Genomic DNA, 25,444 nt, shown 5'->3' with positions numbered 1-25,444 from the left:
GAATCCAACATAAAGGTGACTGTCACGCTTTTTGTGACTGTCACCTTCTAAATACTACCCTTAATTCCTCTCCACTTCTACCTGAACCTAACACTACTAATATGTCTTTTAGGGTTGGATCGGTTAAACAGCAGGTTTCTTCTTGCATCCTAAGGATCTCTGATATACAAGAGAGTATTCTTTGGGTATCTTGCTTATCCAGGTTACCTTTAAAGCAACTGGCGGCAAGGTACTCCTTGAGGCGTTCTGTTGATGGGGTAATTCCTGAATTAACTAGACGCTCGATGTCTGACCACTCTTGGGTTAGGTTGATGCGCTGTAGGGTGCTTTGGGGCATGTTCCTTATCCCTGCTTTGAGGCTATCCATAGACTGAGTAACAATAGGCAGGAAGCGGAAGTCGATGCCGCCGGGAGCCGATCCTGATTCCACTATTAATTCAGTTGCGGATGAAGAATCTACGATCAAATTATTAGCACCATCTTTTTCTGATGATATCAAATGACTATTCTTCCAATCGGGAAATTTACCCTCTACCTTATAATAACCATCACCATAAGGAATTATTCTAACCTCCGATAAGCCACTCCTTTGCCAGGATTTAGCCGCTGATTCAGTAGTAGTATTTATTTGAAATTTCCATCCACCAAATCGACTAATAAACTCGGGTTCTGTTACCATCCATCGGTAGAGCAGCGGAAAAATTCTTTTCCCCCTTAGCTCGTTTGAGTAAAGTGAATTAACCGGGATAGTAAGCAACGGATTACCGGATTCATCAGCACCGGTATTTAAACCCAATTCTCCAACAACATTACCTTTTTCATCTATAACCTGTATTGCCAAATATAAATCATCTCTTATTTCCAAACGGAGGCCTCTTAAACTAAGAGCTTTTTCAACTATTTGATGAACTTGTCTAGGGATTCCCAGTTTATCTATTTGGGCTAACGCTTTATCAACTAATTTTGCATCATCACTAATCAAAGCATCAACCAATACCAAATCATCATCCGGACTGCTGGTTACGGACAGAATAATTTCCAGATTGGGTAACAAATATTTTTTATCAAAGTTGCGCGGTTTTTTTTCACCGTCAAATAGTATGCTTATCATATCATCTCTATAGCTAGTTATCTTGCCTGCCTTGTTAATTGACTTATGGTATACCCTGGTGCCTGCGGTTAGCTTAATTTCTACCTCTAGGCCTGCGTGGTCAGTTTTACCAACGTAGCTTTCTAATATCTTTATTATAGGCGCAAATTTAGAATCGCCTGCCTGTCTTAAGATATCTATGGCAGTTTGAAGATTTACAATATACTCTGGCTCAGTTAAATTCATTAAAGCATTTATTATCATCGAAGCTGCTCTCCGCGCAGTAATCTGGCCTGAGGTAAGTTTAGTGTATGCATCCAATATAACTGACTGCATAACCTCATATTCACCGGTTGAGCCGAATGAGGGCGGGGTGATTTGGGGGGATGAATCAGCTCCGGGTGCCTGCCCTACTGTTGATGAAGAAGCTGAATTCTCGTCTTGCCCCTGATTAATAGCATTATTCAACTGATCAGCTTGAACAAAATCTTCCTGCGTTTCACGAGTTGTTAATGAGTTAGAGTTCCCATGATCAAACAAAGCCTGGCCCGTTGCAAAAAAACGCATAATGTTTAATAATTCATTAGGTATTACAATGCGATTCTTCTCAAGAATATGAAAGAACCACAACAATTTTTGTCCAACGCTAATGTTTGCTTCCAATACCTGTTTGGTCAGTTCGCTTCGGATATCTTCATTTAATACCCCTCCAAGCCGTTGAACAATATCTTCCAAAACATCTTTTTGGCCATCCCGGACGGCCACCATTAACTTTCCCAGCAACTGCCGATTACTCTTGTTAAGTCCAAAAGAAGCTCCCGCATCAATCAAAACAATGCGAACTCGACCGTTCTTTCCCTTCTGCACAAGAATATTTCCCAAGTGAGGATCGCCGTGGTAAAAACCTTCGTAGAAAATCTCCCGCAATAATTCGTTGGCTACTGCCAATTCAATATCCTTCTGATCAAATCCTGACTCAGCCATACGTGCTTCATTCGACAGTTTAATACCCTCAATATATTCCATAACAATTGCTGAATTGTTTATGACTTCAATTATCTGCGGAACATAAAATTCATAATCCCCATGAACCTCTCCCAATTTAGTGTCGCCAAATAATTTCCGCAAAGAAAACTCCTTGATCTTCTTAAATACGGTTCGCTGAACTCGCGCCCCTAACTCCGCCGTATTCTTAGCCTCGTGCTCGAAATCTAGCTCCTGCCGAAACCCCTCTTCTATCTGTGTTATGAAATTATCCGGTATAACAATTCCTTCAGCCATAAAAGCCAAGCGAAGATCACCATCGAAAACATCCCTCAAAAACTTCATGTCCGCTTCAATGGTTTTATCGACTTCCGCTCGCTTAACCTTGATCGCCACAACTCTGCCATCACGCATTTTGGCACGGTAAACGCCGGCAATCTTTGCGCTTCCCAATGGCTCCTCAATACTCTCAAATTGTCCGCTCAAACCAAACTTTTCTAACATATCAAAAACAACACCCTTATCCATACGGGCAGCGCTATCCTGCACCAAAGACAATTCATCCCGCATAATTTGCGTAACCCACAAAGATCGAGCCAAAACTTGTGCCAATTGGCGTCCGACTAATCCCAATGACTCCAGAAACATACGTACGGCACGAGCCTCTTGTCTGTCCAACTCTATGTTCTGCTGATTACTTAGTTCGCCACGCTGCAATGACAAAGTCCAAACCAGTGCCATAAAAATTTCTTCTCTGCGAGATTGATCTGCCTTTTCAAAAACCTTATCGAAGACCTTCTTTAGAATACTCTTGTTTGGGCCATCTTTAATCAAGAAATTAAACATACCCTCCAGTAAATTTGACATGGCCTTTGAGTCATTAAAGATACCCTTCTCGCCATACAGAAACGGCTCAAGAGCCTCGCGTTGCGATGACTGGCCTGCCAACGGATAATATTTACTTTGCCTGCGTCCAAAGTCTTCACGCATGCTGTCTGCATTAACGTGAAAATTATATTCGAAATCAACAAGGAAAAATGGCTTTTCATCTGTAATACCCATGAGCCAAAGAAGAAAGTGCGATTTTTCCGCGGGGCTGCGATTCTTTGTCCACGCGCGAAATGCATCAGCATTCATCGCCGTACGCGCTGTCTCTTTTAAATCCAAATCTTTAGTTTTCTTAAAAGGGTCAAGATATAATGCTCGTACTTTTTCATATTGCTCAGGTGTCTTAGCCAAAAATTGCGCTGTTTCCGAGAGAACATCATCCCTGATCAACGAAGCTTCCGGAAAGAATCTCTTAATCTTTTCAAGCACATCACTCAAATTACCAAATTCCTCGGAATGTTCTGTGCGATATTGATCAAAAGCACTTAAAGCCAAATTGTCCCGTAATTCACGGCTGTTGATCATCCCCAGCAATTTCTCAATTTCTTCAACCGACTTATTTCTACCTTCAGATTGAATTGCCGCCTTAATCCACCTATCTCTTGCCGAAGATGACTGAAAGTAGTATTTCTCGATAATCTCTCGCTTTGCGGCCAAAGATAACTCAACAGATTCTACAGCAGCCTGAATTTCACTATCAGCCAAACGACTGACAAAAATATACAACTGAGCAACAGGCCCTCCGGGAACGGAATACATCATATCGTTATAATTGCCGATCTCTTGATCATGATCTCGTCGAATAGCAGCCTCATCTAATTTTGGAGCATTTTTGGAATATCGATCTCTCCAATAAGCCGCCACGGTTATTTTGTTAGACTCTTCCATTACCTCATCATGGACAAAATGAGGCATAATAGCGGCTATTGCTGAGAGAACATTTGCTCTCTCAACCGCCGATAGCCCAGCAATATGCTTTTCCATCCTTTTAATATCAAAAATCGCGTTATTATCACCAGTATATCCAGTCTGATTAATAAGCACCCGGTTAACAAAAAGTACATGGAGAACAAAATTACGGAATACTGAAGGCGGTATCCCTCGAACCACCGTATCAACAGCTTCTTCATAGTTAGCAGGAAGCAACGCGATAAAATCAAACAACCGCATAAAATCATCAAAGGATACTTCCTCTTTCATAAAGCGTACCGCGTTCCTGGGACGTTGTTTAGCGGCGAGTTTTTCATAATCGGATTCCTCCAACACTCCCTTACGAGCTATATCTCCGGCAAACACCTGCCAAGCACTGCTTCCAAATCTGACATCATCTTCTTTGAGCCTTATACCGTAGCCAAGCTCTACAAACAGCGCTTGTAAATAAAATGGTGCCGCGTATTTCCCAAAAGCTTCTTCCTGTTGTTCAGGCGTCGAGTCTTTTTCGGATAGCACTTGTCCAATCGATTTACGATAATGCTCCAGTAACGCCTTGATCAACCCGAACTCATTATCGTTAACATTTTCGATTCTCCTCTTAGGATTAATCCTATTCCATAACTCATGAACTCTAGGCCGATCTTCAGGCTCAAGAGACTGGTACCTTTCTTCTACAGAAGTCAAAACCTCATTAGGAGTACCTCGTCTGACTGGAAGGGAATTAATCATCTGTTTAATTTGAACATTTGAGAAAAAATCATCATCCTCTCTTTCCCTGACTTGTAACGCACCGAAAATAAAATCTCTCAAATCTTCACCTGACGGGATGGCTCCTAAAGCAATAATATAAAAAACCGGCCTTAGTTCACGGCGTGTTCTTTCAAGTAAAGACCGCAACTCCGTAGGTATATTTTCGGAAAGGACTCTTTCAAAAACATCACCAGCAAACATCTGAGTATTTTCACGCGCCATAAACCAAAGATCGCGAAAAATACCTAGATCATCGTTAATATGCTCTTGCTTTAATTTTAAAAATACCTTCTGGTGCATAACAACAAGATCTTCCGCCGAAATATTGTTGGTTTTTTTGTGGACAGCCTCGATAAAAAGCTTTAGCACATCTTGCATGTTTCGAACGATGTTTTCATTGGCCAATAGGTTTTCCAAATATTCCATCCTGCTTCCCTGAAAAACAATGCTTTGTCCTTTCTCAAACACAGCTTTTATATCCAACTTAATGAACTCGGCTCTTAATGAATTCCAGCCATCACTCCGGCGTAGAAGCCAATCCATTAGCTCTTTTTTTGCATCCGATGGAACTTCCTGGGCAAGTTCGTATAAACTCTTGGCTAGCGCGTCTGCGTGTAGCACATAATTAACCTTGGTGCCTAAAATTTCATAAACCCTAAGCAGCAGTTGGATGTCTTCCGGTTGCATCTGGCTTCGATAGACTCTTGATGAACTCAAAGCGTTGGCCATACCATTTAACGGCGTAGTAAATAAATATCCTTCAAAAAATCCCTGCGATTCTTGCATATTTACCAAATCGGTAAGAAATCTTCGGGCTTGCTCCAAGCTCAATGTCCCTTGCTTGGCATCATTGATCATTCTTGTATACAATCCGTATAAGAAACCGCTAGCATACATTTTAAATCGGTCGCTTGCGCGCGATTGGCCGTTTAGCGAATACACAGCGTGACGAAGACGCGAAAGAACAGCTTCTCCTTGTTCATGACGTTTATTTTCCTGCAACTTATCGACATTAATCGATAAAGAGAAGATATTCGGAACTCCCAATTCATAAATACGAAGAATTGTTTCAACAGATAATTGTTCGCCTAAACGTCTAAAAGTATCCAGGCTTGGCTCTGTCATCCACCCCAACATCACATAAATTTCATTTTTCATATATTCAAACAAAACTTTTCTAGCATCATCTTCACCGGCAAACTCTCTTGTCCGCTGTTCAAACACTATCTGAACCTGGCTCTGAGATAGCTTTTCAACATCAGGCAAAACCTCAAAACCAATAAGCATTGCAAAATGCAACTCTTCAATAGACCTTGCCTGATTCAATAAGGAAATAAGGCCAGATGCGCTTGTGACATTAATAACTTGTTCTTGAAATTCTCTGAACCGCGTTCTTTGTTGAACAATAGAGACAGAATTCAACGTAGTGGCTGGAACATCCTGATTTTGCCAGTGATAAGTCAAAATTTGATGCTCCAACTTTCTTAAACGCTCTTCTATTTGTGGATGGGTACCCCAGACGGTATCACGCTCGCCGCGGGCTCTCAGCCAATGATCAATACCGGCAAGAACGTGCGGTGCTGATCTGACTGAAAAACCGCCGCGATCCATCAACCACAACGCCAACAAATCACTTTGATACTCTTTCCCTCTATCTTCCGCATGCCGGTCGACTAATCCCTTCTTTTCATCAACACGCCCTTCATCAATTTCGCGACGGTTCTGTACGATATGCAAAATTTCATGAGACAGAACCCAAGCCAATGCATCTTGCGTTACATCAATATTATTGGCTCGGGAATATTCCGTCAGCATGCGAATCAGCCCTAAATTTACGACAATAGCATTGTAATAATTCACGACATATGCATTGGGGCTGACCGTATCTGCGAGGAAAAACTGAAACTCTTGTGGATTCAGCCCCTGAGCGATTAACAAACGGTCTATGACGCTACGTACCTCGTTATATAGCTGCTGAAATTTCTCGAAGCCTTCAAACCCAGGAGCAATAAAACGATCAACCATATCCTGTTTCTTTAGAAACTTTTCTTTAAGATCGACGTCGCGGTTATATTCATTCTGTGATTTTAAAGGTATTCCTGGAATAGTTTTTCCTACTTTTTCCCTCTTTGCCTTGGTAGTCTTTAATGTTTTCGCCCTAATTTCATCCTGCCTGCCGTCACCACCGGCAATGCGTGGCACCGCGAATAACTGGCCGCCTTGCTCAACTACAGTAGCCTGCCCTGAATCAACCAGTTCTCTAATTTCTTCTTGTGTCTTATCTTTTAATGGACCCATTCCTCTTATCTGGGTTTGATCAGTAGAATTTGGAAACACTCCTGTTGTTTGTGCTACAGCAGAAGTTGTGCTCGGAGTACTCTCCCCCGCGCCTTGGGCCTCAATCTGCACTGTATCGTCACTATCAACTTTAACTCCCAAGTCATGGTTACCCATAGTTAGAGGTTGGGCAACCGGAATAACTGAACTATTACCCGCTGCTCCCATTTGCCTGGTTAATTCCTCAGATAACTGAGGAGAACTCATAAGACTAGATATCCCTCCCGAAAAATAACTCCTGATGGTTTGACCATAAGGAGTAGTGATTGGTTCCTGGAGGTTGTATTGACCTTTAGTAAAGTTCTCCTTGTAGGCATTGAAGTAGGTAGCTACGGAGTAGGGGATTTTGGATTTAAGGTTGGTGAGGTTTTTGGAGTTGATGAGGTTTGAGATTGCTTCGTCGCCGACTTGTTGTTTAGCAGCTCCTCGCAATGACACGGAGTGGGTTTGACCCTGCTCCAATGACATGAAGCGTGCTTTGAACCATTGGGCTAGAATTAAGGAGTAGTAAACCTGTCTGAGTGGTGCATAGCGTTTAGCGTTGTTGATTTGTTTAATGAGGTTAGGGATGATCTCTTCTCTTAGGAGTTGAGCAGAGTATTCATTGAGTTGTTTTTCTCGGTCGTCTTTAAAGGAGTAGGTGGTATTGTCTTTTAGGTAGTCTTGTTCTAGCATTACTTTAAGGGTGGCTTTGTAAACATAAGCTGAATCTATTGATTCACGAATGATGATCTCATCCGGGACTATCCAGGGACGGGTAAGCGTGGGGATGGTTACGTTTTGGGTGCCATAGAGCTCTTGGGCACGGGTGTAGAGCTTATTCCAGTAGTCTTTGCCTTGAGGAGTTGAGGGGTTAGTGGCGTCTGCGGTGTCTTTTTTAAGCTCTAGGTCTGCTTCTAAGAGTATCTTGCCTACTTCTGTTTGGGCAAGCAGTGGGTCAATGATGTCATTGGGAGAATCGGGGCGTAGGTTGACCCAGAAGGTGTCGTTGGGTAGGGCTAAGCCTATGAAGAAGTAGTTGAGTAGGCCTTGGGTGATGGATTGAAGTTCAGGGACTGTCCCCGTAGGGGACTGTCCCTGAAGCTGCTTAAACTGGTCTCCTTTGTCTAGGAGGAGCTTGAAGTTGTTAGTCAGGCTGTCGTAGGAGAGGCTTCTTAGGTGCAGGGGGCGGAACTTCTCGATAAAGATATTGGAATGCAGGTTCTGCAGGTGACCGGCGATGTTAAGCTCTGCATTGGCTACTTGAGCAAAGCCGGTCTGCTGTAATAAAAGAGATATACACAGGAGGATGGAAAGAATTTTAAAGGTTTTGGATTGCTTCATTGGTTTGCCTACCGGTCTTTTAATGAAATTGTTTATGTAGAGACGCAAAATTTTGCGTCTCTACATATATATAAGTATGCTATATAGGTAAGCAAAAACAAGGGTAAATAAGGGGGGAAAAGAAAGGGGTTTCAAAACAAAAGGGGACGGTTCTCTTCTTCATAAAACCGATTAAGAGAACCGTCCCCTTTATTTGTTTAAAGTTATCCGGCTCCTTTTTAAAATCAGGAATACATTCGACGCAGTAGAAATTATAAATCTTATCTCATTCCCTCGCCTAATCATTTACTTCTGCCTCAATTCTAGCGTTAACATCCGGATAAACAGGATCATTACTGAATACTGAAACCTCCCTAATTAGTTTACCGGTTTTTACGTGCTCGCTGCTAAGATCTATTATTAATTCTAATTCGCCGCTTTCTTGGGGATTAATTTCTATCTGCCAATTTTCAGGAGCCCCTTCAGTTCCAAAGTAGGCAGTTTTATCTTTTTTAAACTTTAGAGAGGCAGCCGCGCAAGGGCAGGATGTTTTAAGATTTTTGATAATCAACGGCGAATTGCCTTTATTGAATAATTTAAACGCCTTGCTAATTTTGCCCTGTTTTCTATTTACGCTCCCAAAATCAAAAGAAGCGGGCTCCAGAAAAATCTGAGGCCGGTTCTTGCCTGCCTCTTTAATCAGCCTTTTTTCGGCTTGCGACTTAGTTTAGGCATCCGATACCGTATTCAGTGAAAATTTTTTAGCCACCCTATAAAAGATTTCTTCCTTTTTCGCGCCGCTTTCTAAAAGCGCCTCAATATAGGCCCTCATCTCTTTTGCCTCAGGACAACCGCATTTATCAAAAGACTCCTAGCAATTGCAGCATTTAAGCTTAGAGTATACCTCCGACTTCAAAACGCCGCTATCATAAGCAAACAAAGCCTGAAAAGAAAATACCGCACAAACAAAGAACAAAAAAATAAAACTTATTTTCTGATACGCGCGCATTAATTAATCCCTTTCTATCTCTATTGCTCACTATTTTAAACTAGCTTCGCGGCCCGATATTCCTATCTAGTGGTGATGGCCTTGATGGCCGGATGAACTACCCCAGCTTCCCCCATCGCCTCCTTGTTCGGTAGCGCAACCAGAAATCATAATAATCACTAAAAAGCATAGCGCCAATGTAATTTTTTTCAATTTACCTTCCCCTTATGGTTTAGCTTGCAATTCTTCATTAACTTTCTTTATGTATTTATCCGGGTCCTTTTTAAATTCCGAGATACATCCGGAGCAGCAGAAATTATAAACTTTACCCTCATATTCGTAGGTAACCTTTAATTTCTCATCAATCTTTTCTCCGCTTACAGGGCAGATTTTGTTGCCAACATTGACGGATTCTTTTGTTGCCGTATCTTCTGTTGCTTCTGCCGCGCCATGCTCATGCCCACTATGAACTTGCGCCAATTGCTGGCTACCGCTATGTTCGCCGCACATCATAGCAAAAGATAATTTGCTCATTCCAAAAACAAATAAACTTACTATTAGAATTAACGATATTTTTCTAAACATTTATTCCTCCAGTTTTTTATGTATACGTTATACCAGGCAGTTTAAGGTCATGCCCGGGACAACCTACTACAACCCTCTTTACAATGAGCTGCCGGCCTAATCAGCCAGCGGATATTGTTTCTTGCCATATCGATACACCTCCTTTATAAAAATTAAACTTCATAAACCTTTTTCTTGTTATTTATAATCTTCACAATTTCCATTGCCCAAAGTGGAAAAGATGAAATTAACAACACTAAAAACCAGTCAAATATCCCTAATGCTTCTGTTTTAAATATTTTCTGGGCAAAGGGCAGATATACGACAGCCATCTGCAAGAAAAATGATATTGTGGTTGCCAGTATCAATTTTTTATTAGTGAAAATCCCTATCTTAAAAAGTGATTCAGTCATATTCCGGCAATTAAAAGAATGAAATAGTTGTGAACAAGCAAGCACGATAAATGCAGCGGTCCTTGCCCGCTCAATGCCCTCCTTTTCGATAAACAAGACCAGGCTAAAAGCAAATAAACTACAAAAGGCAATAAAGGCGCCTTGCCATAGCATCAAGTATGCCCTTTGTTTAGTGACTACTGCTTCGTTGGCCTTGCGCGGAGGCCTTTTCATTATACCCGGGCTAACCGGATCAACTCCCAAAGCCAAGGCAGGCAGGCCGTCAGTAACCAGATTAATCCAAAGAATATGTATAGGCAAAAGCGGAGCAGGGAAACCTATCAGGGAAGAAACAAACATTACTAAAATCTCTCCGGCATTGCAGGATAAAAGATAATGCACAAATTTCTTAATATTATCGTAGATGCCTCTTCCTTCTTCAACAGCAGCAACTATAGAAGCGAAATTATCATCAGTAATAACCATATCTGAAACTTCTTTAGTAACATCGGTTCCGGTTATGCCCATGGCAACGCCGATATCCGCCTCTTTTACGGCAGGGGCGTCATTTACCCCGTCACCGGTCATCGCCACTACTTCCCCCCGCTTACGCCAGGCACGCACTATCCTTAACTTATGCTCAGGGGACACACGGGCGTAAACCGGAATCCTTTCTACCTCCCTATAGAGTTCATCGTCGCTTAATTTATCCAGCTCCTCTCCAGTCAAAGCTAAAGAATCTTCTCTGAAAAAACCAAGCTCCCTGGCAATGGCTACCGCGGTATTTTTATGGTCTCCGGTTATCATTACGGTTTTTATTCCCGCCTCAGAACACTCTATCATTGCCTTTTTAACTTCTTCCCGAGGAGGGTCGATCATGGCGATTAAACCTGCGAAAGTAAGATCTTTTTCAATTAGTTTTGCTTCGTATTTATCAGGAGCAATATCAAAAATTCTATAAGCCACAGCTAATACGCGCAAAGCCTTATCGGCTAAATCATTGTTTACCTCCAGAATCCTGCCTCTGTCGCCGCTGGTTATGCCTCTTGCCTGCCCTTTATCGTCAATATTCATGCAATCATTTAGAAGCACATCGGGCGCCCCCTTAACAAAAGCGATAAACTTGTTATTTTGGGTTTGGCGCACAATAGTCATTTTTTTACGTTCAGAGTCAAAAGGAATCTCTTGCGCAAAAGGAAATTCCTGCTCCAGTTTCTCTTTCCAAAATCCAAGCTTCCCCGCGGCAGTTAGAATTGCCCCTTCTGTAGGATCTCCCACTATCTTAAAACTTGAGTTATCTTTTACTAATTGCGCCCCATTACAAAGAACACCCGCGTTAAGCGCCTTAACTAAATCCGGATAATCACCTATATTAATTCCTTTTCCGTCAAGCAGGAATTCGCCTTTTGGTTCATATCCGACGCCGGTTACCTTGAATAAAGCGCCTTGGGCGTAGATTGCCTGCACAGTCATTTCATTTTTAGTCAGTGTTCCGGTCTTATCTGAACAAATTACAGTTGAACAACCTAAAGTCTCAACTGAAGGAAGTTTTCTGACGAGGGCATGACGCTTAACCATCCTCTGCACACCTAAAGCTAAAGCAATAGTAACTACTGCCGGCAGGCCTTCTGGAATAGCCGCTACCGCAAGGCTTACCGCGGTTAAAAATACATCGACAAGCTTACCGCCGCGCAGCCACTCTAGAAGGAAAACTAAACCTACCAGAATAAAGCATAGGTAGACAATCCATTTGCCAAATTGCTCTAACTTTTTCTGTAGAGGCGTAGATTCCTGTTCAATTTCCTGGATCATTCCGGCAATCTTACCTAACTCAGTCTGCATGCCGGTTTCAACCACTACCGCCCTTGCTTTGCCGGAGGATATTGATGTCCCCATATAGGCCATATTTGCCCGGTCCGCCAATGGGATTTTTTTTTCATCTAAAGCAAGAGTTGTTTTTAAAACAGGCGTTGATTCTCCGGTGAGCGAGGCCTCTTGAACTCCAAAATTAGAAGTAAGCCAAATGAGGCGGCTATCGGCGGGAATATTATCTCCTGCCTCTAATTCTATTAAATCCCCCGGCACTAATTCACCGGAAGGGATAATATTGTGCTGGCCGCTACGTATGACTTTAGAAGTTGGCGAGGATAGTTTTTTTAGGGCGGCTAAAGATTTCTCCGCGCGGTATTCCTGGATAAAGCCCAAGATAGCATTAAGAACAACTATGGCGATTATAGCTAAAGCATCAACCCACTCTTTTAAGAAACCGGAAACTAACGCGGCTGCGATCAAAACCCAAACAATAAAATCCTGGAATTGTTCAAAAAAAATACTTAAAGGAGAACGGCCTTTTTTCTCTTTTAATTGATTTGGCCCGTACTTATTCAATCTAAGCCTTGCTTCCTGGAGAGAAAGGCCTTTGTTTGAATCTGTTTCTAATCGCTTAATTGCTTCCTGAGTATCTAAATGCCACCAATTATTCACTCGATCCCTCATTTCTATTTACCCTTAACCCCTCAACGGAAGAATCGGGGCTTTTCCTTCTAAGGATCCCAAAATCACCCCTCCAAATTACATAGAATACCGGCAGAATAACCAATGCCAAAACAAGCGCGCTGAATAAACCAAAAATTATGGGCGCGGTGTAGCGCTTTAAAAATTCAGCGCCAATTCCGGTAGCAAACATTGCCGGCATTAACCCCAGGATATCCGCGGAGCAGGTCATCATCGCCGGCCGAAGCGCGCGGGCAGCGCCGCTAGAAACAACTTTATAAAGTTCATCCATTGAATTTATTTGTTTTCCTTCGCTAGTTGCCTTTTCCCACTCCGCATGAATAAAAGTAGTGATCAACGCGCAAAGCGCGGCCCCAATCCCCACCACCTCCAGCATTCCGGCATAAACCGCGATGGACATATTAAATTTAAGAAACATAATACTCCAAACCGCCCCTATTGCCGTAAAAGGCATTGCCAGCATAATGAATAGAGTAGAAACTATAGATTTGAAATTAAAGTAGTAGATAAGGAATATAATTAAAAGAGTGGCGGGAATAAGAATTCCTAACCTCTGCCTCACCCGCTCCATATATTCGTATTGCCCGCTCCAGGTAATGGAATATCCGGCAGGAAGCTTAACATTCTGACGCACTGTTTTTTTGGCATCGCGAACATATCCGCCGATATCTCGCCCAGCCATATCCACATAGACATATCCGGAAAGCAGCCCATTTTCATTTCTAATCATTGCCGGGCCTAAAACCAGTTTTATATCGGCAAGTTGCGCCAATGGTACCTGCATTCCCGACATCGTGGGCACCAGTACCCGTTTTAATTTTTCAATATCATCCCGAAACTCGCGCGCGTAGCGCACGTTTACTGAATAACGCTCCCTACCCTCAACTGTCGTAGTGATATTTTCTCCTCCGACAGCAGACATTATCACCATCTCTGCTTCTTCAACCGACAAACCGTAACGGGCTAACTGCTCACGCTTTAAATCAAAATCAACAAAATATCCTCCGGCAGTGCGCTCAGAATAAATACTACGTGTTCCGGGGACATCCTTTAAAACCATCTCAATGTGCTCGCCTATCTTTTCAATCTCTTTTAAATCCGCGCCAAAAATTTTAATGCCAATAGGCGTCCGCACTCCTGTAGTTAACATATCAATGCGCGCCTTTATAGGCATAGTCCAGGCATTGGTTACGCCGGGAAATTGCATTTTTTTATCCATTTCGCCGGTTAATTCCTCAAAGCTTAAAGGCCTCTTAAAAAAAGGCAAAAACTTGCCAAACATCGGCACTTTTCGCCAGTGCTCCCGGGATTTTAGGATTACCGTTGTTTCCATCATGGAAAACGGCGCAGGGTCTGTAGATGTCTCAGCCCGGCCTGCCTTGCCGAAAACACGTTCAACTTCCGGAAAACTCTTTAAGATCTTATCCTGTGTCTGTAATAACTTCTGTGTCTCGGTAACCGAGATTCCCGGTAAAGTAGTAGGCATATAAAGGATGCTTCCTTCATATAAAGGCGGCATAAATTCTGAGCCGAGTTTCAAGAAAACAGGCACAGTGACAGCTAAAGCTATAATTAAAAACGCAATGATAAGCTTACGCCTTCTAAAAGCGGCCCTGAGCATTCTTTGGTGATGTTTCATCAGAAAACGGGAGGCAAAATGATCCTCTAAATTTCTGGGCTTGGCCTTGGCTAAGAATATCATAATCAAAGCAGGGATTAAAGTAATAGAAAGCACAGCTCCGCAAAATACCGTAAATATCTGAGTTGCAGCCATAGGCCTAAAAAGCCTGCCTTCCTGGCCGACTAAACTAAAAAGCGGCATAAAACCAATTACCGTTACCATTAACGATGAGAATATCGGCGGACCGACTTCCTTCATTGCCTCAATCATAATCGCCTTACGCTCGCCCTTGATTAACCCAAGTTTTAAATCATTTAATTTGGTATGCACATTCTCAACTAACACCACTCCCACATCCACCATATCGCCGATAGCCAGAATTATGCCCATAATAGACATAATATTTACGGTAAGCCGCATTCCCAACATAGGAATAAAAGCAACCAAAGCGCCGATGGGAAGAATGATAATTGGCATCATAGAGGAAGGAATATGCAAGAGGAAAAAAATAATCATTGCTGCCACAATGAGAAAATCTTCAATTAATACTTCATTGATAGTTTCAATGGACTTATTGATAAGCTCGGTGCGGTCGTAAGTGGTAACAATCTTGACCCCTTCCGGCAGGCTTGGCTCGATTTCTTTTATTTTTTCTTTTACTCTATCTATGACCCGCAAAGCGCTCTCGCCGTGGCGCATTACCACAATTCCGCCTACCACATCGCCCTTGCCGTCAAGGTCAGCAACACCTCTACGTATATCCGGACCTAAAACAACGTTACCGATATTTTTTACCAATATGGGCGTGCCGGACTTCTGGTCGACGGCTAAAACAATATTCTCGATATCTTTCACCGAACGCGCGTAACCTCTGCCACGCACCATATATTCTGCCCCGGAAAACTCTAATAACCTACCCCCCACATCGTTATTGCCTTTGCGTATGGCTTCAACTACTTCCGTAATCGGGATACGATAAGCAAGCAGTTTATTCGGCTCAATATTGACCTGATACTGCCGGACAAATCCTCCAATGGGCGCTACTTCTGCTACACCGGGAACGCTTTGGATATAATAACGCAGATACCAATCCTGAAAGGTTCTTAATTCCGCTAGTGAATGTTTACCGCTCTCATCCACTAAAGCATATTGAAACACCCATCCTACTCCTGTGGCATCCGGGCCTAATTCTGTGCGTACTCCTTCTGGAAGGCGGGGAATTATTTTTGAAAGATATTCCAACGTCCTTGAACGCGCCCAGTAGATATCTGTCCCATCCTGAAAGATAACATAAACAAAAGAATAACCAAAATCAGAAAAGCCTCGGATAGCCTTAACCTTGGGTGCGCCCAATAAAGAGGTAACAATCGGATAGGTTACCTGATCTTCCATAATATCAGGGGAGCGATCCCAGCGGGAATAAATAATAACTTGGGTATCAGAGAGATCAGGCAGGGCATCTAAAGGGAGGCTACGCAAGGCCAAAACTCCAGCCAAAGTAGCCATGCCTACCAGGACAAAAACAATAAATTTATTCTTAGCGCAAAACTCAATTATTTTTTCAATAAAAGTTCGCATTGTCTTTACCTATATTTATTATTGGTTATGCTGGTGGCCTGTGCCCTCCAGCGCAGATTTTAGCTTGCTTTCAGAATCAATGAGAAAATTACCTGAAATAACTACTGTGTCGCCTTCTTTGAGCCCATCTAATACTTGAACATACTCTTCAGTTGAAACACCGGTTCTAACTTCAAGCGATTTAAAACGTCCGGGTTCAAGAACGAGAAAAACAATCTTGCGCAACCCTGAGTCCATAATTGCCTCCCTGGGTACAGCTAAATGCCCCCCTAAATCAGAAGACATTTGCACATCTACATACATATCAGGCTTTAACAAACTATCTTGATTATCCACTTTAATTCTTGCGCGCACTGACCTAGTCATCGCATTAAACACAGGGTCAATTGCCACAATAGCACCCTTAAATTCCTTCCCAGGGTAAGAAACGGCCGTCACGACAGCCTCCTGGCCAAGTTTGACCCATTCTAGTTCATATTCATAAATCGTCGCATATACCCAGGTAGTGTCCGATTCCAAAGAAGAAATAAGCAAGGACTGGTCGTTCTCTTTTGTTTCTCGTAATTCCTCAATCTGTTTTATATCTAAGCCTTGTAACTTTAATTTTAGCTTTGCCGCCTCAACCAACGCTTCAGCCCTGCTAACAACTATTTCTTGTCCGGATTCCTTTACAGAATCATTCGTTTTAAGCGCCTCGATATATTCTTGTTGCGCTTTATACAGCTCGGGGTCAAAAGCAACTCTGCCTACGGTCCTTATTATTTTGCTTAACGGCCTGTAGATTACCTTATCTGTTTTAACTCCAATTAATTGCTGTTTTTCCAGGCTCACATAAAAACCCTCTTGCCCTTCCTCCGGCACTCCGGATTCTTTCTCTATTGCCTGCGCCTCTTCCCTGCCTGCCGGCGAGGCAGGTTTTTTTACCAATTTCATATTACAGATAGGGCAATCGCCTGGTTTATCGGAAGTATAAGATGGATGCATTGGGCAGTAGTAAATTGCTTTTTTGGAAACAAGCTTCTTTTTTTTAGAAGTAGCTTTTTCTTTTGTTTCAGCTTGCATCTTATGGCCATCATGCTGAGCAGATACATATTTAGGCACAGCAAAAGAAACGCTTAAAATAATTATCGCCGACAAAACAGAAATTTTATTTTTCATACACACCTCTTTATTTTAAATTTATGCCAACTTTCCTTTCTAAATCCGCCAAGTTCATATTATATTCAACCAATGCCTGATAATAACTCATCCTGGTTTCAACAAGCATTCGATGGGCGTCTAAAAGCATCATAAAATCACCTTGCCCGGAACCAAAAGCAGCTATTGATGACTCAATTGAACTCTCTAATATAGGTATAAGCGAAGATTTATAAAGCCTGATTTTGTTTTTAGCAATCTCTATTTTTGCAGCCAAATCCTTGACTTCACTGAATGCCCTATTCTGCATTGCCTTATAGGCAGCCTCTGCCTCTTCAAAATTGGCGATTGCTTCTTTTACTCCATAACGCTGTTTTGTCCAAAACCATAGGGGCACGGTAAATGCCAACATCAAATCCCAAGGCCCTATGGTTCCGGTGGTAAAACCTCTCTCGGCGATTTTAGCCATTAAATCCGGAAAAAAGCTTCTTTTTGCCAATGACTTGGCATATTTATTTTTTTCTATCGCATAAGAGAAAATAATAAGTCCAGGTTGGTTAAGCAGGGTATTTTGGTATAAGGACTTAATATCTTCTTTAAAAGTAACCTCTTCAGTTAAATCAGGTATACCGAATGAACCTTCCGGATCCCTATTTAATAAGGTATTAAGCCTGGTTTGTTTTGCGAATTTTTCCTGTTCCAAATTCAGGAGGCCATTATTGAGGCTGGCAATTTCTGAATGTATCTTGAAAACTTCTTCTTGTGTAATATCTCCCAGCGAATAGTTGGTTTCGGCAACCTTAGCAATACTTTCCAATAATTTAAGGCTTTCTCTTTTTAGTTCAATTCCCTTATAATTCATAAATAAATCGTAATAGGCGTTCTTAACTTGGTTGATAGCTTCTAACTCCTTATTTTTATATTCAGCGGCAAACATTTGGGATTCAACCAAAGCAATTTTCCCTTTTAAGGACAATTTACCAAAAAAAGGAAAAAATTGGGAAACAGCGAGCATCCTATCTTCAGGCATAGTTTTATTTAATTGAAAGGGGCTGCCGGGAGCCTTTTCAAACTTAAACTCCAATATGGGATCATCAGGTGATTTTGCCTGGGGAATCCTGGCTTGCGCCGCCTCCCAACGCTTCTTTGCCGCCAAAATATCAGGATTATTTTCCCTTGCTTCTTTTAGCAGTGGCTCAAGCAAGAGCTCCTCTTGAGAAAAAGAAAAACCATAATTTAAGATAAATATATTCACTAAAATTATGGTCACAATTCTTTTTAACATTTTAAGCCGTCTTTCTAAAACGTGAGATTAATTCCACGACTTCGGCTACCTTTTTCTGTTTTTCAGCTTCCGACCTTCCTTTCAAAGCGCTTATAACACAACCGTCAACATGCTTTTTGAATATTTCATCCTCTACTTTATGCAACGCGCCGATTACCGAATGGATCTGGGTAATAATATCCACACAATAACGGCCATCCTTAATCATCTTCTGTATGCCGCGGACTTGTCCTTCAATCTTCTTTAAAAATATTAGCTGCTCATTATGTGTAGTAGGATTTTTCATGGTATTTCTCCTTTTGATTTAAGTATACCATACCCCCCTACCCTATGTCAAGAAAAATCTTACTAAAGTTTAAATCCCGGGGACAGTTCTATTTTTCCCTCATGTCATTCCCGTGAAAGTGGGAATCTAAAATTATATCCCCCCGCTTCCGCGGGGATCACAGAAAAATAGAACCGTCCCCTTGTTTTTCTAAATCTGTATCCAATCCTTTAATACAGGCTGATAACCCCTGGCTTCAAGCATAGCCTTAATATCAGACACATTTCTTTTATCCTGAATCTCAAATTGGCTAGGTTTATCATCATCTTCTTTATAAATAGTATGGCCCCCAACACAGGTTGTGGAACCAGCGGAAATTTTAGTAACTCCAAGAGGTAAAATATTTTCCCTAAACGAGGCCTTCTCGCGCGTTGATACCGTAATCCCTAAACGAGGCAAAAAAATCCTAAGTGCCAGTATTATTTGCACAATATTCTTATCAGTCACTTGGCTAACAGGTTTAAAATCGTTAACCTGCGGCTGAATCCTGGGAACTGACACTCCAATCTCAATATCTGGAAATTTATCCTGGAGATATCTAGCATGAAGGCCAAGAAAAAATACCTCCCTCCTCCAGTCTCCCAAACCAAGCAGAGCACCAATAGAAATACTCCTCATTCTAGCTTTTGCTCCTCTTTCAGGGGTATCCATCCTAAATTTATAATCACTTTTTGGGCCGCAAATGTGTAATTTCGCATAAAGGTCTTCATCATAAACTTCCTGATAAATCGTTAAACCATCCACGCCTTCTGCAGCTAACTTGGCGTATTCATCAAGAGATAGAGGATAAACTTCAATAGAAATTGACGTAAAATATTTTTTCAGGATCCTAACACAATCCTGAATATAACTAATTGGACTCATAGCGACTGATTCACCAGTTAAGATAAGAATATGTTTTAATCCTGAGGAAGATATAAATTGCGCCTCCTTTTCTACTTCTTCTAAATTAAGTTTTCTTCTTTTAATATTATTGTTTGATTTAAAACCACAATAAAGACAAGAATTATCGCAGTAATTCGATAAATACATCGGAGTATAAAGCTGCATGGTATTACCAAAATAATTTTTGGTTACCTCATGCGCTCTCTGAGCCATAACTTCAAGATTATTTTCTGCCTGCGGAGAAAGAAGCCCTAGAAACTGCTCTGCATCAAGCTTGTTTCTATCCAAAGATTTTTCGATAGAGGCGGGTGAAATTGAAATAAAAATATTCTTTAAATTTAGTTCTTTATTTCGAGAATATATTTCATAAAAACTCATTGTGAATTTTTACTTTCTCTTAAAAACCCGGTCAAAGGGCTTGAGGCGCTGGCTTTCCCTATTGCTGGTATGCCCGCTAAATAAGCAAGCCTGCCTGCAAAAACTGCCCTACTAAATGCTCCAGCCATTTTCACCGGGTCTTGTGAGACCGCAATAGCAGTATTAATCAATACCGCAGCGCACCCTAACTCCATACACTCGCAAGCCTCTGATGGCTTTCCCAGGCCAGCATCGACTATAACCGGCAGATCAATCTCATTAATCATAATCTCGATAAGTTCGCGGGTTCTCACTCCCCGATTACTCCCAATCGGAGAACCTAAAGGCATAATTGCGCTGGCCCCTGCATCAACCATTCTTCTGGCTACCGATAAATCAGGGCTCATATAAGGAAAAACCGCAAAACCTTCCTTGACCAAAATTTCTACTGCCTTCAATGTTTCTATGTTATCAGGAAGCAGATACTTATTATCACGGATAACTTCTAGCTTAATCCAATTTCCTGCCCCGCTTTCTTTGGCAAGGCGGCCAATACGCACCGCCTCCTCTGCATCTCTGGCACCTGAGGTATTTATCATCGTCAGGCATGATTCTGGGATATAATCCATAATATTTTCTGTTTTTGAACCGCTATCTACTCTTCTTAAGGCAACTGTTGCCACCTCTGCTTTGGCCGCTTCCAAAGCTTGTTTCATTAACGATAAGCTGGCGAATTTTCCTGTTCCGATAAAAAGCCTGTTGCTTATTTTTTTACCTGCTATCTCCAATATATCTTCCATAATTACCCACCCCCGACAAAACTTATAATCTCAATGGAATCGTTCTCCTCTAAGAAAGTATCCTGCCATTCTAGCTTAGGTACTATACGTAGGTTATGCTCGACAACTACATGTTCTGGACGTAAACCTTTTGCTAAAATAAGCTCGTTAATACTTGATCTTATTCCTATTTCTTCAGATTTACCATTTATAGTTATAAACATAGTTTATGCCTTTTAAACATAGAAAAGTGACAGTCACAAAAAGCGTGACAGTCACTTTTGTCATTCCCGCGCAAGCGGGGATCCAGTCTTGATGAATTTCAAACAATCCCATTATCCAAAAATTTCTCTCCTTTTGCCCAATTCTCGCCACTCACCTCATCAATAACTAAATAGGTAGCCTCCTTGGGTTTTCCAGCAACTTTTAAAAGTGTATCTGAGAATTCTTTGGCAATTTTTTCTTTTTGATCTTGCGTAAGTTTACCAACTAATTTCAAGTTAATATAAGGCATTTATTCCTCCATTTTCAACCGTCATTCTGAGTCCGCCATTGGTTTTAGTGGCGGACGAAGAATCTAGATCCTTCGGGCCTGCAGCCCTCAGGATGACGATCTATTTAGAAATCAAAAATATTCCCGTTTGTGCAAACAAATTAGAAAAAAAAGGAATCCTTTTGTTTTCCCCAATAGCAATACTTTCCTCAACATTAATATCCTTGGAACGGCAATAATTTCTAAAATCGATTATGCTTAAAAAATGAAGGTTCGGCGTCTCATACCATTGATAAGGTAAACCTTCGGTTACAGGCGCCCGGCCCTGAAAAAACATTTGCAGCCTTGATTTGTAATAGGCAAAATTGGGGAAACCAACAATCACTTTCTTCCCTACCCGCAAAGCATCAGCGAGAACTTTATCCACATGAATAATTTGCTGCATACTTTGGTTAAGCACCACATAATCAAAGGACTTATCGCTAAATTCTGCAAGGCCGCTGTCGATATCGCCATGAAAAACATTCAGCCCCTTAGCCACGCACTTGTAGATTGCTTGCTCATCGATTTCAATCCCTTGTCCGCGGATTTTTTTCTCTTTAATCAAAAGATACAAAAGATCTCCGGTTCCACAGCCTAAATCTAGAACCGTAGACTGCGGTTGAATTAAATTCAATATAACTTCATGATCCAATTGAATAACCTTAGAAGCCATATTCACCGGTCACCTCATAAGCATAAAATACTTTTTTAAGGAAATGCCTGATTAAATGCGATTCCTCTTGAACTTCCAAGAGAAAAGCATCATGCCCATATGTTGAATCAATTTCACAATAGGTAGTAGCAACACCAGCAAGCTTGCAGGCTTTAACGATCTCCTTTGATTGGTAGGCCGGATATAGCCAGTCGGACTTAAAAGAAATAACCATGACTTTCGATTTGTTCTGGCGCAAAACATCCTCAAAACGAGCGCCGCCTGATGCATCAAAATTATCCATTGCCTTGGTAATGTAGAGATAAGAATTGGCATCGAAACGTTTCACAAAATTATCACCGCGATAATGCAGGTAGCCTTCTACTTCAAAATCGGCGGTAAATTTAAAAGGATGGCCGTTTTCTTTTTTCTGTCTACCGAATTTTTCAGCCATTGACTTATCACTCATATAAGTAATATGTCCAATCATCCTGGCCACTGCCAAACCCTTTGAAGGGACCGGACCGTCATAATAGTTACCGGATTTCCAATGCGCGTCAGCCATAATTGACTGCCTGCCTACTTCATTAAAGGCAATCTGCTGCGGAGAATGTTTAATGGTTGTGGCAATAGGAATTGCACTGCATATATTATCAGGATAATTAACCAACCAGGATAAAACCTGCTGGCCGCCCATTGAACCCCCAATCACGGAAAGTAATTTCTCTATTCCTAGATGCTCAATTAAGCGCTTCTGAGCGCCAACCATATCATTAATACTGATTATCGGAAAATCCAAAGCATAAGGCTTGCCGGTTTTAGGATTTATGCTTGAAGGCCCTGTAGATCCTTTACATCCTCCCAATATATTAGAACAAATAACAAAATATTTATCCGTATCTACTGCTTTCTGTGGGCCAATAAAAGCATCCCACCATCCGCAAGTATCTTCCTTTTCATACACCCCTGCAGCATGAGCATCTCCTGAAAGAGCATGCACAACAAGGACAGCATTACTCTTATCTTTATTCAAAACACCGTAAGTCTCATAAGCCAAAGTAACAGGCCCAAATTTCTCTCCACTCTCAAGCTTTAACGAATCAAAAGTAAAACTTTGAGTTTCTACATTACCTACTGAATTATTTTGAACTATTTTATTTTCTCTGATCATACTTTTACATCCTGAAAAAGCCAAGTACTTAGGTATCGTTCTCCTGTATCCGGAAGAATGACTACGATAATCTTGCCTTTATTTTCTTTACGTTTAGCTACTTCTAATGCCGCCCAGACAGCCGCGCCGCTTGAAATCCCAGCAAGGATTCCTTCGGTTTTAGCAAGTTGCCGTGCAACTTCACCAGAATTATCGTTAGTTACCCGAATAACCTCATCAATAATAGCACGGTTTAGGACTTGCGGTATAAATCCTGCGCCAATCCCCTGAATCTTATGTAACCCCGGAGTTCCTCCGGATAAAACCGGCGACGCATCAGGTTCAACTGCAATTGCTTTAAAACTCGGTTTTCTTTTTTTAATTACTTCAGCTACGCCAGTAATTGTGCCACCTGTGCCGACTCCGCATATTAAAATATCAATTTTGCCGTCAGTATCATTCCATATTTCTTCAGCAGTGGTTTTACGATGAACCTGAGGATTTGCCGGATTATTAAACTGTTGTAAAATAATGGAATTGGGAATTTCTTTAGCCAATTCCTCCGCTTTTTTTACTGCTCCCTTCATCCCTTCTGAGCCAGGAGTTAAAACTAACTTAACGCCAAAAATCGCTAACAACTGTCTTCGCTCAATACTCATGGTATCAGGCATAGTCAGAATTAATTTATATCCTTTTGCGGCGGCAACAAATGCTAGAGCAACTCCGGTATTACCACTAGTAGGCTCAATAATCGTAGTATCTTTCTTAAGCACCTCTCTCTTTTGTGCATCTTCGATCATCGCTACCCCAATCCTGTCTTTTACGCTTGAGAGCGGATTAAAAGATTCTAGCTTTACTAATATAGTCGCCTCTAAACCTTCGCTAATATGGTTAAGCTTAACTAATGGAGTATTACCAACTGTCTTAGTAATATCAGAAAATATTTTTCCCATTAATTCCTCCTTACCAATAAAGGGGATGGTTCTCTTAAAGAAGAGAACCGTCCCCTTTATTTTACTTTTGCTAAAGATTGTTCAATATCTGAAATAATATCATCAATATGCTCAATACCAATCGATAAACGAACAAAATCCGCAGTTACCCCTGTTGAAAGCTGCTCTTGAGCGGATAACTGCTGATGCGTTGTGGTTGCCGGATGTATTGCCAGGCTTTTGGCATCTCCAACATTAGCAAGATGTGAAATTAATTCCAAAGAATCAATAAATTTCTTCCCGGCTTCTAAACCACCTTTAATCCCAAAACCCAATATTGCTCCCTGGCCTTTTGGAAAATATTTTTTAGCCCTCTCTTTTTCAGGGCTATCATCTAAGCCCGGATAATTTACCCAGGACACTTTAGGATGCTTCTTTAAATATCTTGCTACAGCCAAAGCATTCTCAGAATGCCTGGGCATTCTCAAATGTAACGTCTCAAGCCCCTGCAAAAACAAGAAAGAATTAAAAGGCGATACTGCCATCCCTAAATCACGCAAAAGAGTAACTCTGGCTTTAATAATGTAAGCGATATTACCTAAGGGCTTTAACGCCTCAACAAAATTAATCCCGTGATAACTTGGTTCAGGTAGGGCTATTAGAGGAAATTTCCCATTAGCCCAGTCAAATTTTCCGGAATCCACAATTATCCCGCCTAAACTTGTGCCATGGCCGCCGATAAATTTAGTCGCTGAGTAAACCACAATATCTACGCCATAATCAATCGGCCTAAGCAAATATGGAGATACTGTGTTATCAAGCACAAAAGGTATGCCATTTTTATGCGCTAGCTTGGAAATACCTTCTAAATCAGCGACATCAAGTTTAGGATTTCCGATTGACTCTGCATATATTGCTTTAGTTTTAGAAGTAACTGCCTTCTGTATAGCATTGAGGTCATTTGATTTGACGAAATTAACTTTAATTCCTAAACGTGAAAAAGTATAATGAAAAAGATTATACGTACCACCGTATAAATTATCCGCAGATATAATTTCATCCCCGGCTTGGGTAATATTAAGCAAAGCCAGCGTGATCGCCGACTGGCCGCTAGAAACAGCCAAAGCCCCAACACCGCCATCCAATAGAGCCATCCTCTTCTCGAATACATCAGAAGTCGGATTCATTAAACGGGTATAGATATTACCGAATTCCTTTAAACCAAAAAGATTGGCAGCATGAACAGTATCCTTAAATTGATACGAAGTTGTCTGATAAATAGGTACCGCACGTGATCCTGTTACAGGATCTGCTTCCTGTCCTCCATGCAAAGCTAAAGATTCAACTTTTAGTTTTGAATCAATTTTAGTCATTTTAAGCCTCCCGAATTTTACTGATTATTGTAATTATTATACTACTAAATCCAAATAAATCACTATGAAAGGTTTTACGTAGATAATCCATTA

Annotated in this window: 16 protein-coding genes; all 16 read right to left on the bottom strand. The window is 41.3% G+C overall.

What is annotated here, in order from left to right; all coding sequences use genetic code 11:
- Positions 1–40: 40 nt before the first annotated feature.
- Complete coding sequence (locus PHC29_03915; GenBank protein ID MDD5108640.1) at positions 41–8,305, bottom strand: AarF/UbiB family protein; 8,265 nt, start codon at positions 8,303–8,305, stop codon at positions 41–43.
- Positions 8,306–8,582: 277 nt separating this feature from the next.
- Positions 8,583–8,948, bottom strand: coding sequence for a DUF1573 domain-containing protein (locus PHC29_03910; GenBank protein ID MDD5108639.1), 366 nt, complete (start codon positions 8,946–8,948; stop codon positions 8,583–8,585).
- A gap of 549 nt (positions 8,949–9,497) precedes the next feature.
- Positions 9,498–9,857 carry a YHS domain-containing protein gene (locus tag PHC29_03905; protein ID MDD5108638.1) on the bottom strand — a complete coding sequence of 120 codons (360 nt, stop codon included), beginning with the start codon at positions 9,855–9,857 and terminating at the stop codon, positions 9,498–9,500.
- A gap of 152 nt (positions 9,858–10,009) precedes the next feature.
- Positions 10,010–12,724, bottom strand: a complete 2,715-nt coding sequence (locus PHC29_03900; GenBank protein ID MDD5108637.1) for a calcium-transporting P-type ATPase, PMR1-type — start codon at positions 12,722–12,724, stop codon at positions 10,010–10,012.
- Positions 12,705–15,941, bottom strand: coding sequence for a CusA/CzcA family heavy metal efflux RND transporter (locus PHC29_03895; GenBank protein MDD5108636.1), 3,237 nt, complete (start codon positions 15,939–15,941; stop codon positions 12,705–12,707). Before PHC29_03895 ends, PHC29_03900 begins: the two co-directional genes overlap by 20 nt.
- 18 nt (positions 15,942–15,959) lie before the next feature.
- The gene (locus tag PHC29_03890) at positions 15,960–17,099 is read right to left on the bottom strand and encodes an efflux RND transporter periplasmic adaptor subunit (GenBank protein MDD5108635.1); all 1,140 of its coding nucleotides are present in this window, start codon (positions 17,097–17,099) and stop codon (positions 15,960–15,962) included.
- 10 nt (positions 17,100–17,109) lie between these two features.
- Positions 17,110–18,363, bottom strand: a complete 1,254-nt coding sequence (locus tag PHC29_03885) for a TolC family protein (protein ID MDD5108634.1) — start codon at positions 18,361–18,363, stop codon at positions 17,110–17,112.
- Between the two features lies 1 nt (position 18,364).
- A complete protein-coding gene (locus PHC29_03880; protein ID MDD5108633.1) occupies positions 18,365–18,649 on the bottom strand; it encodes a metal-sensitive transcriptional regulator in 285 nt (94 codons plus the stop codon).
- Between the two features lie 189 nt (positions 18,650–18,838).
- Positions 18,839–19,951: a 2-iminoacetate synthase ThiH gene (gene thiH / locus PHC29_03875; GenBank protein MDD5108632.1), complete on the bottom strand. Its 1,113-nt coding sequence runs from the start codon at positions 19,949–19,951 to the stop codon at positions 18,839–18,841.
- Positions 19,948–20,730 carry a thiazole synthase gene (locus PHC29_03870; protein ID MDD5108631.1) on the bottom strand — a complete coding sequence of 261 codons (783 nt, stop codon included), beginning with the start codon at positions 20,728–20,730 and terminating at the stop codon, positions 19,948–19,950. Before PHC29_03870 ends, thiH begins: the two co-directional genes overlap by 4 nt.
- Before the next feature lie 2 nt (positions 20,731–20,732).
- Entirely contained in the window at positions 20,733–20,933 is a 201-nt protein-coding gene (gene thiS / locus PHC29_03865) for a sulfur carrier protein ThiS (protein ID MDD5108630.1), read from the bottom strand.
- A 98-nt stretch (positions 20,934–21,031) separates the two neighbouring features.
- Positions 21,032–21,223 carry a 4-oxalocrotonate tautomerase family protein gene (locus PHC29_03860; GenBank protein ID MDD5108629.1) on the bottom strand — a complete coding sequence of 64 codons (192 nt, stop codon included), beginning with the start codon at positions 21,221–21,223 and terminating at the stop codon, positions 21,032–21,034.
- A gap of 100 nt (positions 21,224–21,323) precedes the next feature.
- Complete coding sequence (gene metW, locus PHC29_03855) at positions 21,324–21,917, bottom strand: methionine biosynthesis protein MetW (GenBank protein ID MDD5108628.1); 594 nt, start codon at positions 21,915–21,917, stop codon at positions 21,324–21,326.
- Positions 21,907–23,067 carry a homoserine O-acetyltransferase gene (locus PHC29_03850; protein ID MDD5108627.1) on the bottom strand — a complete coding sequence of 387 codons (1,161 nt, stop codon included), beginning with the start codon at positions 23,065–23,067 and terminating at the stop codon, positions 21,907–21,909. Before PHC29_03850 ends, metW begins: the two co-directional genes overlap by 11 nt.
- A complete protein-coding gene (gene cysK, locus PHC29_03845; protein ID MDD5108626.1) occupies positions 23,064–23,999 on the bottom strand; it encodes a cysteine synthase A in 936 nt (311 codons plus the stop codon). Before cysK ends, PHC29_03850 begins: the two co-directional genes overlap by 4 nt.
- 56 nt (positions 24,000–24,055) lie before the next feature.
- Complete coding sequence (locus PHC29_03840) at positions 24,056–25,351, bottom strand: O-acetylhomoserine aminocarboxypropyltransferase/cysteine synthase (protein MDD5108625.1); 1,296 nt, start codon at positions 25,349–25,351, stop codon at positions 24,056–24,058.
- Between the last annotated feature and the right edge of the window lie 93 nt (positions 25,352–25,444).

The sequence above is a fragment of the Candidatus Omnitrophota bacterium genome (assembly GCA_028712255.1).
In the GTDB taxonomy this organism is placed as follows: Bacteria; Omnitrophota; Gorgyraeia; order Gygaellales; family Profunditerraquicolaceae; genus UBA6249.
Note: the sequence above shows the minus strand (reverse complement) of the source record. Positions and strands in the feature narration are given on the sequence as shown.

Bases quoted from the DNA above. Each gene is read 5' to 3' on its own strand.
- PHC29_03905 (MDD5108638.1), bottom strand. From the start codon at position 9,857: ATGTTTAGAAAAATATCGTTAATTCTAATAGTAAGTTTATTTGTTTTT.
- PHC29_03915 (MDD5108640.1), bottom strand. From the start codon at position 8,305: ATGAAGCAATCCAAAACCTTTAAAATTCTTTCCATCCTCCTGTGTATA.
- PHC29_03840 (MDD5108625.1), bottom strand. From the start codon at position 25,351: ATGACTAAAATTGATTCAAAACTAAAAGTTGAATCTTTAGCTTTGCAT.
- thiH (MDD5108632.1), bottom strand. From the start codon at position 19,951: ATGAGTTTTTATGAAATATATTCTCGAAATAAAGAACTAAATTTAAAG.
- PHC29_03880 (MDD5108633.1), bottom strand. From the start codon at position 18,649: ATGAAAAATCCTACTACACATAATGAGCAGCTAATATTTTTAAAGAAG.
- PHC29_03890 (MDD5108635.1), bottom strand. From the start codon at position 17,099: ATGAAAAATAAAATTTCTGTTTTGTCGGCGATAATTATTTTAAGCGTT.
- thiS (MDD5108630.1), bottom strand. From the start codon at position 20,933: ATGTTTATAACTATAAATGGTAAATCTGAAGAAATAGGAATAAGATCA.
- PHC29_03895 (MDD5108636.1), bottom strand. From the start codon at position 15,941: ATGCGAACTTTTATTGAAAAAATAATTGAGTTTTGCGCTAAGAATAAA.
- cysK (MDD5108626.1), bottom strand. From the start codon at position 23,999: ATGGGAAAAATATTTTCTGATATTACTAAGACAGTTGGTAATACTCCA.
- PHC29_03885 (MDD5108634.1), bottom strand. From the start codon at position 18,363: ATGTTAAAAAGAATTGTGACCATAATTTTAGTGAATATATTTATCTTA.
- PHC29_03850 (MDD5108627.1), bottom strand. From the start codon at position 23,067: ATGATCAGAGAAAATAAAATAGTTCAAAATAATTCAGTAGGTAATGTA.
- PHC29_03900 (MDD5108637.1), bottom strand. From the start codon at position 12,724: ATGAGGGATCGAGTGAATAATTGGTGGCATTTAGATACTCAGGAAGCA.
- PHC29_03860 (MDD5108629.1), bottom strand. From the start codon at position 21,223: ATGCCTTATATTAACTTGAAATTAGTTGGTAAACTTACGCAAGATCAA.
- metW (MDD5108628.1), bottom strand. From the start codon at position 21,917: ATGGCTTCTAAGGTTATTCAATTGGATCATGAAGTTATATTGAATTTA.
- PHC29_03870 (MDD5108631.1), bottom strand. From the start codon at position 20,730: ATGGAAGATATATTGGAGATAGCAGGTAAAAAAATAAGCAACAGGCTT.